16 protein-coding genes are annotated in these 15,880 nt (G+C 69.5%); 4 read left to right on the top strand and 12 right to left on the bottom strand.

Annotated elements, in window-relative coordinates; translation table 11 throughout:
* Positions 1 to 135: 135 nt before the first annotated feature.
* Positions 136 to 642 carry a transcriptional regulator BldD gene (gene bldD / locus F4553_RS32410; RefSeq protein ID WP_184843850.1) on the top strand — a complete coding sequence of 169 codons (507 nt, stop codon included), beginning with the start codon at positions 136 to 138 and terminating at the stop codon, positions 640 to 642.
* A gap of 58 nt (positions 643 to 700) precedes the next feature.
* Here the strand turns inward: bldD and nusB are convergent, their stop codons facing one another.
* The 6 genes from nusB to aroC all read right to left on the bottom strand — a co-directional run bounded on the left by nusB (position 701) and on the right by aroC (position 5,005).
* Positions 701 to 1,108, bottom strand: a complete 408-nt coding sequence (gene nusB, locus F4553_RS32405; protein ID WP_184847186.1) for a transcription antitermination factor NusB — start codon at positions 1,106 to 1,108, stop codon at positions 701 to 703.
* Between the two features lie 23 nt (positions 1,109 to 1,131).
* Positions 1,132 to 1,689: an elongation factor P gene (gene efp / locus F4553_RS32400; protein WP_184843847.1), complete on the bottom strand. Its 558-nt coding sequence runs from the start codon at positions 1,687 to 1,689 to the stop codon at positions 1,132 to 1,134.
* Between the two features lie 98 nt (positions 1,690 to 1,787).
* Positions 1,788 to 2,231: a type II 3-dehydroquinate dehydratase gene (aroQ, locus tag F4553_RS32395; RefSeq protein ID WP_184843844.1), complete on the bottom strand. Its 444-nt coding sequence runs from the start codon at positions 2,229 to 2,231 to the stop codon at positions 1,788 to 1,790.
* Positions 2,228 to 3,310: a 3-dehydroquinate synthase gene (gene aroB, locus F4553_RS32390; protein ID WP_376776322.1), complete on the bottom strand. Its 1,083-nt coding sequence runs from the start codon at positions 3,308 to 3,310 to the stop codon at positions 2,228 to 2,230. Before aroB ends, aroQ begins: the two co-directional genes overlap by 4 nt.
* Before the next feature lie 13 nt (positions 3,311 to 3,323).
* A complete protein-coding gene (locus F4553_RS32385; protein WP_184843839.1) occupies positions 3,324 to 3,824 on the bottom strand; it encodes a shikimate kinase in 501 nt (166 codons plus the stop codon).
* Complete coding sequence (gene aroC, locus F4553_RS32380; RefSeq protein WP_184843836.1) at positions 3,821 to 5,005, bottom strand: chorismate synthase; 1,185 nt, start codon at positions 5,003 to 5,005, stop codon at positions 3,821 to 3,823. Before aroC ends, F4553_RS32385 begins: the two co-directional genes overlap by 4 nt.
* A 153-nt stretch (positions 5,006 to 5,158) precedes the next feature.
* Here aroC and F4553_RS32375 point away from each other — a divergent pair, with 153 nt between their 5' ends.
* The 3 genes from F4553_RS32375 to F4553_RS32365 are packed head-to-tail and all read left to right on the top strand — an operon-like array spanning position 5,159 to position 8,660.
* On the top strand, positions 5,159 to 6,322 hold the full coding sequence (locus F4553_RS32375; RefSeq protein ID WP_184843834.1) for a multidrug effflux MFS transporter: 1,164 nt from the start codon (positions 5,159 to 5,161) through the stop codon (positions 6,320 to 6,322).
* 9 nt (positions 6,323 to 6,331) lie between these two features.
* Positions 6,332 to 7,384, top strand: coding sequence for an AI-2E family transporter (locus F4553_RS32370; protein WP_184843831.1), 1,053 nt, complete (start codon positions 6,332 to 6,334; stop codon positions 7,382 to 7,384).
* Between the two features lie 43 nt (positions 7,385 to 7,427).
* The gene (locus tag F4553_RS32365; RefSeq protein ID WP_184843828.1) at positions 7,428 to 8,660 is read left to right on the top strand and encodes an MFS transporter; all 1,233 of its coding nucleotides are present in this window, start codon (positions 7,428 to 7,430) and stop codon (positions 8,658 to 8,660) included.
* 137 nt (positions 8,661 to 8,797) lie between these two features.
* On the opposite strand, the gene F4553_RS32360 is transcribed toward F4553_RS32365, so the two are convergent.
* The 6 genes from F4553_RS32360 to F4553_RS32335 form a co-directional block, all read right to left on the bottom strand.
* The gene (locus F4553_RS32360) at positions 8,798 to 9,625 is read right to left on the bottom strand and encodes a shikimate dehydrogenase (protein WP_184843825.1); all 828 of its coding nucleotides are present in this window, start codon (positions 9,623 to 9,625) and stop codon (positions 8,798 to 8,800) included.
* An 83-nt stretch (positions 9,626 to 9,708) separates the two neighbouring features.
* Positions 9,709 to 11,025, bottom strand: a complete 1,317-nt coding sequence (gene mltG / locus F4553_RS32355) for an endolytic transglycosylase MltG (protein WP_184843822.1) — start codon at positions 11,023 to 11,025, stop codon at positions 9,709 to 9,711.
* A gap of 71 nt (positions 11,026 to 11,096) precedes the next feature.
* Positions 11,097 to 12,314 (bottom strand): endolytic transglycosylase MltG, encoded by a 1,218-nt coding sequence (gene mltG / locus F4553_RS32350; RefSeq protein ID WP_184843820.1) that lies wholly within the window; start codon positions 12,312 to 12,314, stop codon positions 11,097 to 11,099.
* A complete protein-coding gene (ruvX, locus tag F4553_RS32345) occupies positions 12,314 to 12,820 on the bottom strand; it encodes a Holliday junction resolvase RuvX (RefSeq protein WP_184843817.1) in 507 nt (168 codons plus the stop codon). Before ruvX ends, mltG (F4553_RS32350) begins: the two co-directional genes overlap by 1 nt.
* Positions 12,821 to 12,893: 73 nt before the next feature.
* Positions 12,894 to 15,578 carry an alanine--tRNA ligase gene (gene alaS, locus F4553_RS32340; RefSeq protein WP_184843814.1) on the bottom strand — a complete coding sequence of 895 codons (2,685 nt, stop codon included), beginning with the start codon at positions 15,576 to 15,578 and terminating at the stop codon, positions 12,894 to 12,896.
* A gap of 9 nt (positions 15,579 to 15,587) precedes the next feature.
* Positions 15,588 to 15,878 (bottom strand): hypothetical protein, encoded by a 291-nt coding sequence (locus F4553_RS32335; RefSeq protein ID WP_184843811.1) that lies wholly within the window; start codon positions 15,876 to 15,878, stop codon positions 15,588 to 15,590.
* Positions 15,879 to 15,880 lie beyond the last annotated feature (2 nt).

Raw genomic sequence — 15,880 nt, 5'->3', positions numbered from 1 at the left:
GCAGGGGTGAACTGCCCGTTCGGGCAACCACGTTCCACCAAGTGGACATCCAGCACTTGACCACATGACATAACCCCCGTACCGTCACGCTCCGTAGCGATCGCTGGGGAGAACCCCATTTGTGGGAGGGTGCAGATGTCGACGGAGTACTCGAGGTCCCTGGGCGCCCGACTGCGCTCGATCCGGACGCAGCAAGGCCTCTCGCTCCAGGGTGTCGAGGAGAAGTCGAACGGCCGCTGGAAGGCGGTAGTCGTCGGCTCCTACGAGCGTGGCGACCGCGCCGTGACCGTGTCGCGCCTGGCGGAACTGGCCGACTTCTACCGCGTACCCGTCTCGGAGCTGCTCCCCGACGGCGCCGAGGTGAAGCAGAGCGAGGAGCGCGCCACCAAGATCGTGCTCGACCTGGAGAAGCTCTACGAGTCGACCTCCAGCGAGCTGGGCTATGTCGCCCGCTATGCCCGGGCCATCCAGCAGCAGCGCGGTGACTACAACGGCCGGATCCTGTCGATCCGCGCGGACGACATGCGCGCGCTCGCCATCGTCTACGACGTGTCTCCGTCGGAGCTGACGGAGCGTCTCGGCGAGCTCGGCGTCCTCGTGGCCGACCCGCGCGCCTTCTTCAGCGGCGGCGGCGGCAACTGACAAGCGCAAGCAGAGAGCGCCGGCCCCCTGGGGTACCGGCGCTCTCTGCTGTCTCGGGTCAGTGCGCGTAGTCCGCGATGCGGCCCAGGATGCCGTTGAGGTAGCGCGGGGAGTCGTCGGTCGACAGCTCCTTGGCCAGCTCCACCGCCTCGGTGATCGCCACCGGGTCGTCGATCTCCTCGACGTAGAGCAGCTCGTAGACGGCGATCCGGGCGAGGTTGCGGTCCACGACCGGCATCCGCTCGATCGTCCAGCCCTCGGCATAGCTGGAGATCAGCTCGTCGATCCGGTCGAGGTGCTGAGCCACCCCCTCGACCAGCGAGATCGCGTAGGGCAGGTGTTCCGGCTTCGGGTTCTCCATGCGCCCCACGTACGCGTCGAGCGTGGTGAGGATGTTGGCGTCGCGCAGATCGGACTCGTAGAGCACGTCGAGTGCCCGCTTGCGCGCCTTGCGGCGGGCGGGCATCTGCGACTTGGGGCCCTCAGCCATCAGGAGCGGCCGAGGTAACGGCCGTCGCGGGTGTCGACCTTGATCTTCTCACCGGTGGTGATGAAGAGCGGAACCTGGACGGTCGCGCCGGTCGAGATGGTGGCCGGCTTGTTGCCACCGGTCGAGCGGTCGCCCTGCAGGCCCGGCTCGGTGTAGGTGACCTCGACCATGATGCTGGTCGGCAGCTCGACGTAGAGCGGGACGCCCTCGTGCATCGCCACCGTGATCTCCGCCTCCGGCAGGAGGTAGTTCACATTGTCGCCGAGCGTGACGGCGCCCACGTGGATCTGCTCGTAGGTGTCGAGGTCCATGAAGACGAAGTCTTCGCCGTCCTTGTAGAGGTACTGCATGTCGCGCTTGTCGACGTTGGCGGTTTCGACCTTGGTGCCCGCGTTGAAGGTCTTGTCGACCACCTTGCCGGAGAGCACGTGCTTCAGGGTCGTGCGCACGAACGCCGGTCCCTTACCAGGCTTGACGTGCTGGAACTCGACGACGGACCAGAGCGCGTTGTCGAGATTGAGCACCATGCCGTTTTTGAGGTCGTTCGTGGTGGCCACTGCCTGACTCCCATAAAGATCAATTAAAAAAGAACAGTGCATAAGACTTTACAGGTGGCGCAGGTCATGTGCCCGGCCGAGTCCGTCGGCCGCCGGGATCAGGACTCGGCGGCAGCGAGCCGGGCGGCGATGTGACGCAGCGCGAGCAGGTAGCCGTCGACGCCCAGACCGGCGATGACGCCCGTCGCGACGGCCGAGATGACCGAGTGCCTGCGGAACTCCTCGCGCGCGTGGACGTTGGAGATGTGCACCTCCACCAGCGGGCCGTTGAGCATGGCGCACGCGTCGCGCAGCGCGATCGAGTAGTGGGTCCACGCGGCCGGGTTGAGCACCACCGCAGCCCGCTCGTCGGCCGCCTCGTGCAGCCAGCGGACCATCTCGCCCTCGATGTCGGTCTGCCGGCACTCCACGTCGAGCCCGAGCTCGGCACCGAGCTCCACGCAGCTCTCCACGAGCGCCGCGTAGGTCGTCACGCCGTAGACGTCGATCTGCCGGGTGCCCAGGCGCCCCAGGTTGACACCGTTGAGCACGAAAACCTTCACGGGCCGGTCAGCTCCTCGTAGGCCTCGCGCAGGAGGCCCTCGTCGTCGATCTGGACCGTCTCCGGTGCGGCGACGGCGTTGAGCAGCACGAAGCGCAGCGCGGCGCCGCGGGCCTTCTTGTCGACCCGCATCGCGGCGAGCAGCGGCTCCCACGCGTCCGGGCGGTAGGTCACCGGCAGGTCCAGCGATGTCAGGATCGCGCGCATGCGGTCCACGACATCCACCCGGCCGGTACGCCGACCGAGGATCGCCGCGTACATCAGCCCGACGGACACCGCGTCGCCGTGGCGCCACCGGTAGCGCTCCGACTTCTCGATGGCGTGGCCGAGGGTGTGTCCGTAATTGAGGATCTCCCGCAGACCGGATTCCCGCAGGTCCTCGGAGACGACGTGCGCCTTCACGCGTACCTTCCGCTCGACCAGTTCGCGCAGCACGGACCCGGTCGGGTCGACGGCCGCGGCCGGATCGGCCTCGATCAGCTCCAGGATGCGCGGATCGGCGATGAAGCCGCCCTTGACCACCTCGGCGAGGCCCGCGCGGAGCTGCGGACCGGGCAGGGTGGTGAGCGCACCGATGACGCAGAGCACCCCGGCCGGCGGGTGGAAGGCGCCGACGAGGTTCTTGCCGGCCGCGATGTTGACACCGGTCTTGCCGCCGACGGCGGCGTCCACCATCCCGGCGACGCTCGTCGCGACCGGCACCCAGCGCACGCCGCGCAGCCAGCAGGCGGCGACGAAGCCGGCCAGGTCGGTCGCGGCACCGCCGCCGACACCGACGACGGCATCGTTGCGGGTGAACCCGGCCTCGCCGAGGCGCGCCCAGGCCCGCTGCGCGGTCTCGATCGTCTTGCCCGCCTCGGCGTCCGGGATCTCGATCACCGTGACGCCGACCCCGGCGTCGGCGAGGGTGCGGACGACCCTGGCGACATGCGGTGCGACGGGGGGCGCGAAGAGCACGGCGACCCGGCTCGCACCCTTCACCATCTGGGGCAGCGCAGCGAAGGGGTCGGTCGACACGACGACGTCATAGGGAAGATCGCCGCCGACTCCGATCACCGTCTCGTTCATCCGATGCAGCATACGGAACCCTTGATCACTTCAAGAAGGTGACAACCTCGTCGGCGATCGACTCGGGCGTGCGACCGTCCGTCGCCACCGTCACCGCCGCCACTGACTCGTAGAGCGGCCGCCGCTGGTCGAGCAGGTATTTCAGGGTGGCGCGGGGATTGACCGCCAGCAGCGGGCGGCCGGGCCCCAGCCCCACCCGGGAGACCGCGTCGCTGAGCGAGACGTTGAGGTAGACGACCTGGTGCCCAGCGAGCAGCGCCCGCGTCTCGTCGGCGAGGATCGCGCCGCCGCCGAGCGACAGCACGCCGTCGTGCTCGGCGAGCGCGGCCGCGACCGCCGCCCGCTCCAGTGCCCGGAAGTGCGGCTCGCCGTCGTCGATGAAGATCTCCGGGATCGGCTTGCCCGCCAGCGCCTCGATGTCGGCGTCGCTGTCGCGGAAGCCGACACCGAGCCGCTCGGCGACGAGCTGCCCGACGGTCGACTTGCCGCTGCCCGGTGCGCCGACGAAGACCGCTCGGGGGCTCACCGGATCACCAGCGCGTCGAGGTATCCGGCGAGGTTGCGGCGGATCTCGGCGATCGAGTCGCTGCCGAACTTCTCCGTCGCAGCCTCCGCCAGGACCAGCGCGACCATCGCCTCGGCGACGACCGCGGCGGCGGGGACCGCGCAGACGTCGGAGCGCTGGTTGATCGCGGTCGCGGCCTCGCCGGTCGTGATGTCCACGGTGGAGAGCGCGCGGTTGAGCGAGGAGATCGGCTTCATCGCGGCGCGGACCCGCAGCGGTTGGCCGTTGGTGATGCCGCCCTCCAGGCCGCCGGCCCGGTCGGTGGTGCGGAAGACACCGCCGCCCTCCGTACCCGGGTAGATCTCGTCATGCGCGTTCGACCCGCGCGAGCGGGCCTGCGTGAACGCGTCGCCGATCTCGACACCCTTGATCGCCTGGATCGACATGAGCGCGGTGGCGAGCCGCGCGTCGAGCTTGCGGTCCCACTGGGTGTGGCTCCCCAGACCAGGGGGTACGCCGTAGGCCAGCACCTCGACCACGCCGCCGAGGGTGTCGGCGTCCCGCTTCGCGGCGTCGACCTCGGCGACCATGGCGGCGCTCGCCTCGGGATCCATGCAGCGCAGCGGGTCGGCGTCGATGCGCTCCCGGTCGGCCGGCGTGGGCACGAGGCCCGGCTTGACCGCGATCGGGCCCAGCTCCACCACATGCGACACGATCTCGATGCCGAGACCCTGGCTGAGCAGTGCCTTCGCCACCGCACCCACGGCGACGCGGGCGGCGGTCTCGCGAGCGCTCGCGCGCTCCAGGATCGGCCGGGCGTCGGTGTGCCCGAACTTCTGCATCCCGGCGAGGTCGGCGTGGCCGGGCCGGGGGCGGGTCAGCGGCGCGTTGCGGGCGAGCGCGGCGAGGACATCCGGGTCGACCGGGTCGGCGGCCATGACCGTCTCCCACTTGGGCCACTCGGAGTTGCCGACGATGATCGCGACCGGGCTGCCGAGGGTGAGACCGTGCCGGACACCGCCGGTGATCGTCACCACGTCCCGCTCGAAGGACATCCGGGCACCGCGGCCGTAGCCGAGGCGGCGCCGGGCCAGGTCATTGCCGATCTCGGCACTCGTGATCTCGACACCGGCCGGGCAGCCGTCCAGCATCGCGGTCAGGGACGGTCCATGCGATTCACCCGCAGTAAGCCAACGCAGCACGACGCCCAGTGTGTCACGACCAATACGTGGTACAGATGAACCCCTGGATCTGGGCGCCACGGTGCGGTGCTGCGATGGCGCTCACACTCCGTGACAGCCCGGCGGATCAGGGTGTTGGATCAGAAGGTGATCGCCCCGCCTAGCCGAATCCGCATGCTGCTCGTCCTGGGAGCCCTCACGGCGGTGGGTGCCTTCTCCTTCGACATGTACCTGCCGTCCTTCCCGGAGATGGCCCGCGACCTGGACGCGACCACCTCGGCGATCCAGCTCACCCTCACCGCCTGCCTCGTCGGCATGGCCTTCGGCAACCTCTTCGTCGGTCCGCTCAGCGATCGCTACGGCCGCAAGCGCCCCGCGATGATCGCGACGGCCGCCTACGCGCTCTCCTCGCTGGGGTGCGTGCTCGCGACCAACGTGGAGTCACTGACGGTGATCAGGCTGGTGCAGGGCCTCTCCGCCGGGGCCGGCACGGTGCTCGCCCGCTCCGTCGTCCGCGACCTCTACTCCGGCGACGAGGCGGCCCGCTTCTTCAGCCGGCTGTCGCTCGTCTTCGGCCTCGCGCCGATCCTCGCGCCGACCCTGGGCGCGCTGCTGCTGAAGTTCACGAGCTGGCGCGGCGTCTTCGTCTTCCTCACCGGTCTCGGCGTCGCGCTGCTGCTGGTGACGTGGCGCGGGCTGCCGGAGACGCTGCCGGTCGAGCGGCGGCGGTCGGGCGGCTTCGGCGAGTTCGCCGCGGGGGCGAGGCTGGTCGCGACCGACCGGATCTTCCTCGGCTACACGCTCGCGGGCGGGCTCACCTTCGCCGCGCTCTTCGCCTACCTGTCCAGCTCGTCGTTCGTGCTGCAGGACGTCTTCGGGGTCTCGCCGCAGACCTACGGCCTCATCTTCGGCATCAACTCCCTCGGCCTGGTGCTGGCGGGGCAGCTCAACGCCCGGCTGGTCGGGCGGCACACGCCCCGGCGGCTGCTCTTCTCGGCCCTCATCGCCGGGCTCGGCGCGACCTCGCTGGCGCTCGTCGGGTCCGGGCTCAGCGCGGCGGTGCTGGTGATCCCGATGCTCTTCTTCTACATCTCCTGCATCGGCATGATCATGCCGAACGGGTTCGCGCTCGGGCTCGAACGGCACCCCGCGACCGCCGGGACCGCCGCCGCGCTGATGGGCGCCATGCAGTCGGCGATCGGTCTGCTCGCCGCACCGCTCGTCGGTGCGTTCGGAGCGGCCAGCGGCGTACCCATGGCTGCGGTGATGTGCGGCTTTGCCTCCCTCGCCCTGGTCGTTACGACCGCTATGACCCGAAAAGGACCTTTACTGGCTTAAGCTCCAGTCATGGCGGACGGGTACGGCGAGCGCGGGCGACCACTCACCCGGTCGCCCTTCCTGATCGGGCTGACCGCCGCCGCCGGAGCCCTCGTCGCGATCATCACCCTCATCGGCGTCAAGCAGCTCAGCACGATCCTCGTCATGCTCTTCGCCGCGTTCTTCCTCGCCGTCGGCCTGGACCGGCCGGTCGCCGCGCTGACCCGCCGGGGGATGCGCCGGGGTGTCGCCGTGCTCCTCGTCGTGATCGCCGGCAACCTGCTCGCCTGCGGCTTCCTCGGCCTGGTCGTGCCGGTCGTCGCCGAGCAGGCGAGTGCCTTCTTCGCCGCCGTGCCCGGCTATGTCGACAAGCTCATGAACAGCGCCTACTTCACCGGGCTCGGCGACTCCACCGACCTCGACGACCGGCTCACCGAGCTGCTGACGCCGCAGCACGTCGCCGGTCTGGCGTCCGGGCTCGTCAACGGCGCCGCGAGCCTGCTCGGCGCGATCTTCCTCGGCGGCACGACGCTGATCCTCACCCTCTTCGTCCTCGCCGCCCTCGACCATCTCAAGGCCGGCGCCTACCACTTCGTCCCCGCGTCGCGCCGGGACCGGGTGAGCCGCCTCGGCGACGCCGCCCTGGACAAGATCGGCGGCTACATCGTCGGCGCGCTCTCCATCGCCGCCTTCGCCGGATCGGCGGCCCTGCTCTGGTGCCTGCTCACCGGCATCCCCTATCCCCTGCTGCTCGCCCTCGTCGTGGCGCTGCTCGACCTGATCCCGCAGGTCGGAGCCACTCTCGGGTCGACGGTCGTGGTGCTCGTCGCGCTCTCGCAGTCGCTGACGCTCGCGCTGATCACGATCGCGTTCTTCGTCGCCTACCAGGCGGTGGAGAACTACATCATCTATCCGCGGCGGATGGGCAAGGCGGTGCAGATCTCCAACCTCGCCGCGATCGTCGGGGCGCTCGTCGGCGCCGCGCTCTTCGGCGTGATCGGGGTGCTGGTGGCGATCCCCGTCTACGCCACGATCCAGATGATCGTCCGCGAAGTGGTCTTTCCCCGGCAGGACTCGGTGTAATCGGTTTGCGGGCGGTCGCCCGCACCGGGCAGGATCCTCGGACGTGACTGAACCGACCCTGCTCACGCTGCTGCGCGACACCCGCTATCGGGCGTTCTGGCTCGGTCAGATCACCAGTGTCGTCGGCAACGGGATCCGGATCGTGGCGCTGCCCGCGCTGATCCTCTCCGCGCACGACGGGCGCACCTACGGCATCGTGCTCGCCGTCGACTCGCTCTTCGCCGTCCTGCTGCTGCTCTTCGGCGGGGCGATCGCGGACCGCTACTCGCGTACCTCCGTCATGGCCTGGTCGGACGTGATCCGCGCGGTCGGCATCACCGGCTACCTCGTCTTCGGCGGCACCACCCACCTCGCCGGGCTGCTCGTCTCCGCCGCCCTGGTCGGAGCGGGCACCGCGGCGTTCCAGCCGGCGCACCGGGCCGCCCTGCCGCAGATCGTCCCGGCGGAGCTGCGGCAGAAGGCCAACTCGCTCGACGCCGCGACCGGCCAGCTCGGCCTCGCCGTCGGCGCCGGTCTCGGCGGCGTGCTCGTCGCCACGGTCGGCCCGCAGCGGGCGCTCATGATCGACGTGGCGACCTTCGCGATCAGCCTCGTCACGCTCTTCTGGATCCGGCTGCCCCGCATCGCCCAGGTCGCGGGGGCGGTCCGCACCTCGCTCTTCGCGGAGGTCCGGGAGGGCATCGCCCAGGTACGCAGCCGCACCTGGGCCTGGGTGATCATGGTCCAGGGCACCGCGCAGGTCTTCCTCGTCTTCGCGCCCTACTTCGCCCTCGTGCCCGTCGCCAGTGCCGAGCGCTACGGCATCGAGGCCTACGGCTGGATCAGCGCGGCCGGCTCGATCGGCATGATCGCCGGGTCGACGCTCGCCGGGCGGGTCACCACGAAACGCCCCGGCCTGTGGGCGATGAACGCGCTCGCCCCGTCGGCGCTGCTGCCGCTCTGCCTCGCCTTCCAGGTCCCGCTCGCCGTCTTCTGCGCCGCCGCCTTCCTCGCCTGGGCGGGGATCGGCGTCTTCGTCGTCTTCTGGTTCACCGCGCTGCAGCGCGAGTTCCCGGCCGAGGTGCAGGGCCGGGTCTTCGCGCTGGAGTCGGTGGCGACCTTCGGGCTGGAGCCGATCGCGCTCGCGGTGGCGCCGGTGCTCGCCTATCAGATCGGGCTGAGCACCTTCGCCGTCATCGCGACCGTGGTGCTGATCGCCACCACCTACGCCGTGCTCTTCGTCCGAGGCGCGATCGAGCTCTCCTCGGCACCCGCATCGGTCACCGCGCGGGTCTGATCGGTGCTGGGCGGCGGTCTCCCGGCCCGCACACCGCGAGATCCCGTCGACTTCGGGGAACCAGACGTGATCACGCCCCACGATCACGTCTGGTTCGGGGAGAGCGACGTGATCACCCGCGCTGGAGAGCACCGCGCTCAGGTGCGGTTGCGGGCCGCCTCGTGCAGCGCCTCGCGCATCTCGGCGACCGGGGCGGTGACGCCCGTGAAGAGCTCGAACTGGTGCACCGCCTGGCAGAGCAGCAGGTCCAGACCCGAGACGATCCGGCATCCCGCAGCCTCGGCACCGGCCGCGAACGGCGTCGGCCAGGGCTTGTAGACGACATCGAAGACGACGGTCCCCGGCCGCCACGCCGGGCGCAGACCGTCGGCGACACCGGCCGGGAGGGTCGAGATCACCGCGTCGGCGCCGGCGCACCCGTCGAGCGAGGACCAGTCCCCCGCCGTCAGCGGGATGCCGAGCAGCGCCGCGATCCGGGCCAGCTCCTCGATCGCCTCCGGCCTGCGGGCATAGGCGGTCACCGACTTCGCGATCTGGGCGGCGGCGGCGATCGCGGCTCTCGCCGTGCCACCGGCACCCAGCACGGCGACCGACTCGACGGCGGTCACGCCCGCCGAGGCGAGGGCGTCGACGATGCCCGGCGCGTCGGTGTTCTCGGCGAACCAGGAGCCGTCGGGGCGGCGGTGCAGGGTGTTGCAGGCGCCGAGGGCCGTCGCGACCGGCGAGATCTCGGCCGCCTCCAGCATGCCCGCCTCCTTGAGCGGCATCGTGAGCGAGAGCCCCGCCCACGACTCGTCGAGAGCGGCGACGAACGCGGGCAGCCCCGCCTCGTCGCACTCGAAGCGGTCATAGCTCCAGTCGGTCAGCCCCGCCGCGGCGTAGCCGGAGTTGTGGATCACCGGGGAGAGCGAGTGCGCGATCGGCTTACCGAGCACAGCCGCCCGCCGGAGGGTCGTGTCCGCCATGGCGATCATTCTCGCAGCGGCGCCTGACGACCGACGGCCGCCCCGGCGGGTGCCCGGGCGGCCGTCGGTGTCGAACGAACGCGTCAGCAGTGGCCGGTGAGGATCTTGTTCTTCACGGCCGTCTGGAAGTTCCGGCAGTGACCGGCCCAGTCCTTGGCGTACCCCATGGTGCCCTTGGAATCGGTCGTCATGAAGTAGAAGTAGTCGTTCTTCGGCGGGTCCATGGCGCCCCGCAGCGCGGCCTCGCCCGGATTCCCGATCGGGCCGATCGGCAGGCCGGAGTATTTCGGCGCGTCGAAGGTGTTGTACGGGTCGGCCATGTTGTGCTGCTCGGACCGCAGGATCTGGTTGGAGTCCTTCGGGATCTTGCCCCGGATGCGCAGCGAGTAGTTGACCGCGCTGTCGATCTGCAGGCAGTTGCAGGGGAAGTCCTTGTAGACCCGGTTGAACATGACCCGGGCCACCGGGCCGAGGTCCTTGGCGTCCAGGGACTCGGCCTGCGCGATCGACGCCACGATCAGCGCCTCGTAGGGTGAGACGCCGCCCAGCTTGGCCTGCACCGTGTCGGCGAACTTCATCTTGCCGGTCACGTCGAGGAACTTGTCGATCATCTGCTTCAGCACGGTCTCGGCGGTCGGCTTCGGCGGGAACTCATAGGTCGACGGGTAGAGGAAGCCCTCCACGCCCATCGCCGACTTCTTGCCGTCGTTGCGCTTGAACCACCAGTCCGGTACGCCGAGCTTGACCGGATCCTTCGCCGCCGCGACGAAGTCGGCGACCGGGATCTCCAGCTCCTTGGAGAGCTTGTCGTAGATCTGGATCGAGATCAGGTGCTCGGGGATCGTGATGCCCTTGACGATGCGGTTCTTCAGGTCGAGCAGGGCGGTGACGGCGCTCGCGCCGCTCATCTCCTTGCTGACCTTGTAGAAGCCCGGCTGAATGCCGGTCGACTCGGAGTTCGCCTCGGCCGCCTCGATGAAGGCGGCGGCGCTCTTGATCACACCGGCCTTGACGAGGGTGTTCGCCATGTCGGCGATGTACTCGCCCTGCTTGATCTCGATCGTGATGCTCTCGCCGTTGCCGGCGCCGTCGTAGTCGGGAGTGACGAAGAAGCTGGAGACCTTGTCATAGGCGACGTAGATGCCGCCCGCGAGGCCGCCGAGCAGCAGCAGGGTCAGCAGCAGCGCGAGGCCGCTCTTGCCGCGCTTCTTCTTCTTTTTCTTGCCCTTGGACTTGCCCTTCGGCCGCCGCTGGTCGTAACGGCTGTCGTCGTCGTAGACCGGCTCGCCGTAACCACGGTCGTCCTGGCGGCGGCCTGACGGGCGGCGGTCCGCCGAGCGGCGGTGCCGGGACCGATCGCGATCATGGTCATCGAACTCGATGTCCAGGTCGTCGATCATCAAAATCGCCTCCGGTGCCTATCGGGGGGTGACTCCGCGGCAGTGCTCCGCGGCGACGGCGGTGGCGCCGATCAGCAGAGGTCGCCGTGGAGGACGCCGTTCTTACAGGCCTCGTTGATGAGGGTCTGCAACTGGCCGTCCTTGGCGTAGCCCATGGTGCCCTGCTTGTCGATGGTCACGAAGAATACATAGTCGGAGGGCGGCGGGTCCATCGCGCCCTTGAGGGCTGCCTCACCCGGGTTGCTGATCGGTCCGACCGGCAGTCCGTCCACGACGTGGGTGTTGTAGGGGTTCTTCTTGTCGTGCAGCTCAGCCTGGTAGAGGTCGTTGGAGTCCTTAGGCTCCTTGCCCTGCAGGCGGAACCAGTAGTTGACCGCGCTGTCGATCTGCAGACACTTGCACGGGCCGTATTTCCCGGCGTAGACGCGGTTGTAGAGGGCGCGGGCGACTGGGCCCATGTCCTTGTCGTTGACCGCCTCGGCCTGCGCGATCGAGGCCGCGACGAGTGCCTCGTAGGGCGAGATGCCCCGCTCGGCCTGCACCTTGTCGACGAAACCGAGCCTCGTCGTCACGTCGAGGAACTGCTTCACCATCAGTTTGAGGGCGAGCTCGGCGGTCACGTTGGGCGGGAAGTCATAGGTCGACGGGAAGAGGAAGCCCTCCAGGGAGCGGGCCGACTTCTTGCCGTCCTTGCGGTTGAACCACCACTCCGGCACGCCGAGCTTCACCGGGTCGGCCGCGAGCGCCTTGACGTCGGCGAGCTTGAAGCCGAACTCCTTGGCGAGCTTGTCATAGACCTGGAGCGTGATCATGCCCTCGGGCACGGTGAACTTGTTGACCAGTCGGTTCTTGGCATCGAGGAGCGCGGCGAGGGCCGACTCGGCGCTCTGCTGCTTGCTGACCTTGTAGAACCCGGGCTGGATGCCGACGGCGGCCGGGTTGCCCTCCGCCGCGTCGACGAAGGCCTGTGCGCTCTTGACGACGTCGGCGCGGAAGAGCGTGTTGCCCATGTCGGCGATGAAGTCGCCCTGCTTGACCTCGATCGTGACCGTCTCCGCCGTGCCCGAGCCGTCGTAGTCGGGCGTGGAGAACAGCGACGAGACCTTGTCGTAGGCGATGTAGACGCCGCCCGCGAGGCCGCCGAGCAGCAGCAGCGTCAGCAGGAGCGCCAGCCAGCTCTTACCGCCGCGCTTCTTCTTCGTCACCGCCGACCTCCGCTGCGAGGAACGCCGATGACGAGATCGACCACGATCGTGGTCCTCGTAGCCGAGGTCCAGCTCGTCGATCATCAGTCCCGCCTCCGCTGCCCATCGAGATAACTCTGCAGGATCTCCACGGCGGCCGCCTGATCGACAACCGCACGCTTGCGCTTTCCCTTCAAGCCTCGATCGGACAGCCTACGGCTAGCCGCGACGGTTGACATCCTCTCGTCCGCCAGGACTATCGGTATAGGAGAGACCACATCGGCAAGAATCAGGGCATATTCCCGGACACTTTTTGCCGCCGGACCCTCCATCCCGGCGAGGTTCACCGGGAGCCCAACGACGATCTCCACGGTGCCATGCTCAGCTGCAATACGGGCGATCTCGGCCATATCGGATGGAATTTTTCGCCCAGATTGCGCATTTTCGGGGGTCGCGGGTTCCGCCGCGCGAGGCTTTCTCGGATCATGCTCGACCTCGCGCTCCCGGGCGACGGTCACCACCGGGGTCGCGAGAATGCCGTCGGGATCACAGCGCGCCACACCGATCCGGACGGTCCCGACGTCGATGCCGAGGCGTACCCCCCGGATCACCGGGCGCCTCCCGGCGGAGGTCCGGAGACGCCGCAGCGCCGCGCGATGCGCGGCGCTGCGGAGACGTTTCGGATCACGCGGCGGACCGCAGTGCCCGCTCGACGGAGGCGAGCAGCTTCGGCGCCTCGTCGGCCGGGACACCGCCGCCCTGGGCGAGGTCGGCGTTGCCGCCGCCGCGACCCGAGAGGGCACCCTTGACGAGCGCACCCGCGTCCAGGCCGCGCGCCTTGCCCGTGCCGTTGACCGCGACGATGAGCGACGCCTTGCCGTTGGCCCGGGAGACGACCGCGACGACCGCCGGACGGTCGGCGGGGATCTGGCCCCGGACCTCCTGGGCGAGCGTGCGCACGTCGTTGACGGCGGCACCCTCCGGCGCCTCCGTGCCGACGTAGGCGACGCCGTCGAGGTCCAGCGCACCGGCCGCGAGCGCACCCGCACCGGCGAGGACCATCTGGGCCCGCAGCTTGCCGAGCTCCCGCTCCGCGTCGGCGAGCTGGGTGACGGTCTGCTCCACCCGGTCGGCGACCTGCTCGTTGGGGACCCGGTAGAGCTCGGCCAGGCGCGACACGAGCAGGTGCTCCTTCGCCAGGTAGCGGAAGGCGTCGAGGCCGACGAGCGCTTCGACCCGGCGTACGCCGGAACCGATCGACGACTCCGAAAGGATCTTGACGAGGCCGAGCTGTCCGGAGCGCTCGGTGTGCGTGCCGCCGCAGAGCTCGCGGGCGTAGTCACCCACCTCGACGACCCGGACCTTCTCGCCGTACTTCTCGCCGAAGAGGGCCATCGCGCCCATCGCCCGCGCCTCGGCCTGCGAGGTGATGAACGCGCGGACCTCCAGGTCCTCCAGGAGCACCTCGTTGATCTGCTGCTCCACGTCGTGCAGCACGCTCGACGGGACCGCGCCGGGGGTGTTGAAGTCGAAGCGCAGCCGGCCGGGCGCGTTGAGCGAGCCCGCCTGCGTCGCCGTCTCGCCCAGGAAGGCCCGCATCGTCTGGTGCACGAGGTGCGTCGCCGTGTGCGCCCGCGAGATCGCCTTGCGCCGCAGCACGTCGATCTCGGCGAAGCCGGCCTCACCCGCGCGGACCTCACCGGAGACGACGCGCACCTTGTGCACGTAGAGGCCCGGCATGGGCTGCTGCACGTCGTAGACCTCGACCTTGCCGCCGCCGACCGTGATGACACCGGTGTCGGCCTGCTGGCCGCCGCCCTCGGCGTAGAACGGGGTCGAGTCGAGCACGAGCTCCAGCTCGTCGCCCTCGCCCGCGCTGCGCAGGGTGGCACCGGTCGAGCTGAGCAGCGCCCGCACCCGGGACTCGCGGCTGACCTCGGCATAGCCGGTGAACTCGACCGCGCCGCCGTCGTCGAGCGCCGCCCGGTAGGCGGAGAGGTCGGCGTGGCCGGTCTTGCGCGCCTGCGCGTCGGCCTTGGCCCGGGTCCGCTGCTCGGCCATGAGCCGCCGGAACCCGTCCTGGTCGACGGTGAGGCCCTGCTCGGCGGCGATCTCCAGCGTCAGGTCGATCGGGAAGCCGTAGGTGTCGTGCAGCTGGAACGCCTTGTCGCCCGGCAGCGCGGCACCGCCGGACTTCTTCGTGTCCGCGATCGCGACGTCGAGGATCGTGGTGCCCGACTTCAGCGTCTCCAGGAACGTCGCCTCCTCGGCGTACGCGTACTGGGAGATGCGCTCGAAGTCCGTCGCCAGCTCGGGGTAGGACGGCGCCATCGCGTCCCGCGCCACCGGCAGCAGGTGCGGCAGGACCGGCTCGTGGAACCCGAGCAGCCGGACCGCCCGGATCGAGCGGCGCATGATCCGGCGCAGCACGTAGCCGCGGCCGTCGTTGGCCGGGGTCACGCCGTCGCCGATCAGCATCAGCGCGGTCCGCACATGGTCGGCGATGACCCGCAGCTTCACGTCGTCGGGGTGCGACTGCGCCGCCGTCGTCGTGTGCGCCACGTTGTACCGCTTGCCGGTCAGCTCGCACGCCTTGTCGATCAGCGGCCGGACCTCGTCGATCTCGTAGAGGTTGTCGACGCCCTGCATGATCGAGGCCATCCGCTCCAGGCCCATGCCGGTGTCGATGTTCTTCGCCGGCAGCTCGCCCAGGATCGGGTAATTCTCCTTGTCGGTGCCGGGACCCCGCTCGTACTGCATGAAGACGTTGTTCCAGATCTCCATGTAGCGGTCCTCGTCGACCTCCGGACCGCCCTCGCGGCCGTAGGACGGACCCCGGTCCACGTAGATCTCCGAGCACGGGCCGCACGGGCCCGGGATGCCCATCGACCAGAAGTTGTCGGCCTTGCCCCGGCGCACGATCCGCTCCAGGGGCATCCCGGTCTTGCGCCAGATCTCGATCGACTCGTCGTCGTCGAGGTAGACCGTCGCCCACACCTTGTCCGGGTCGATCCCGAAGCCGCCCTCGGCGACCGGCTTCGTGATCAGATCCCAGGAGAGCGGGATCGCCTCCTCCTTGAAGTAGTCACCGAAGGAGAAGTTGCCGTTCATCTGGAAGAACGTGCCGTGCCGCGACGTCTTGCCGACCTCGTCGATGTCCGGGGTGCGGATGCACTTCTGCACGCTCACCGCGCGCTTCCACGGCGCCGGCTGCTGCCCCAGGAAATAGGGCACGAACTGCACCATGCCGGCGTTCACGAACAGCAGGTTCGGGTCGTCGATGGCCGGCAACGGGGCACTGGGCACGACCGTGTGCCCCTGAGCCTCGAAGTGGGCCAGGAATCGACGCTTGATCTCCGCTGTTCTCATTGCCGTGAATCACCCTTCGCGGTAAAAGCGTTCCCCGACCCCACGGGCCCAGGACTGGTCTTGGTCGTCATCCAGCGCGACACCATCGGCGAAGGAAGACCGGATCTCGTACTCCCGGTCGGCCATGCCCTCGCGCACATCGTCTATGAAGTCTCGAACAGAGTCGGCCACGCCGCCACCGGTTTGCCGGAGCGAGTCGGCGATGCCGCCCGGGGTGAACGCCTGCGCCTTCTTGGTCACGGCGCGGAAGACCAGGGCACCGACGGCTAGGCCGGCGCCCAGCCAGAGAAGACGCTTCATGA

The sequence above is a fragment of the Allocatelliglobosispora scoriae genome, from assembly GCF_014204945.1.
Lineage (GTDB): Bacteria > Actinomycetota > Actinomycetes > Mycobacteriales > Micromonosporaceae > Allocatelliglobosispora > Allocatelliglobosispora scoriae.
Note: the sequence above shows the minus strand (reverse complement) of the source record. Positions and strands in the feature narration are given on the sequence as shown.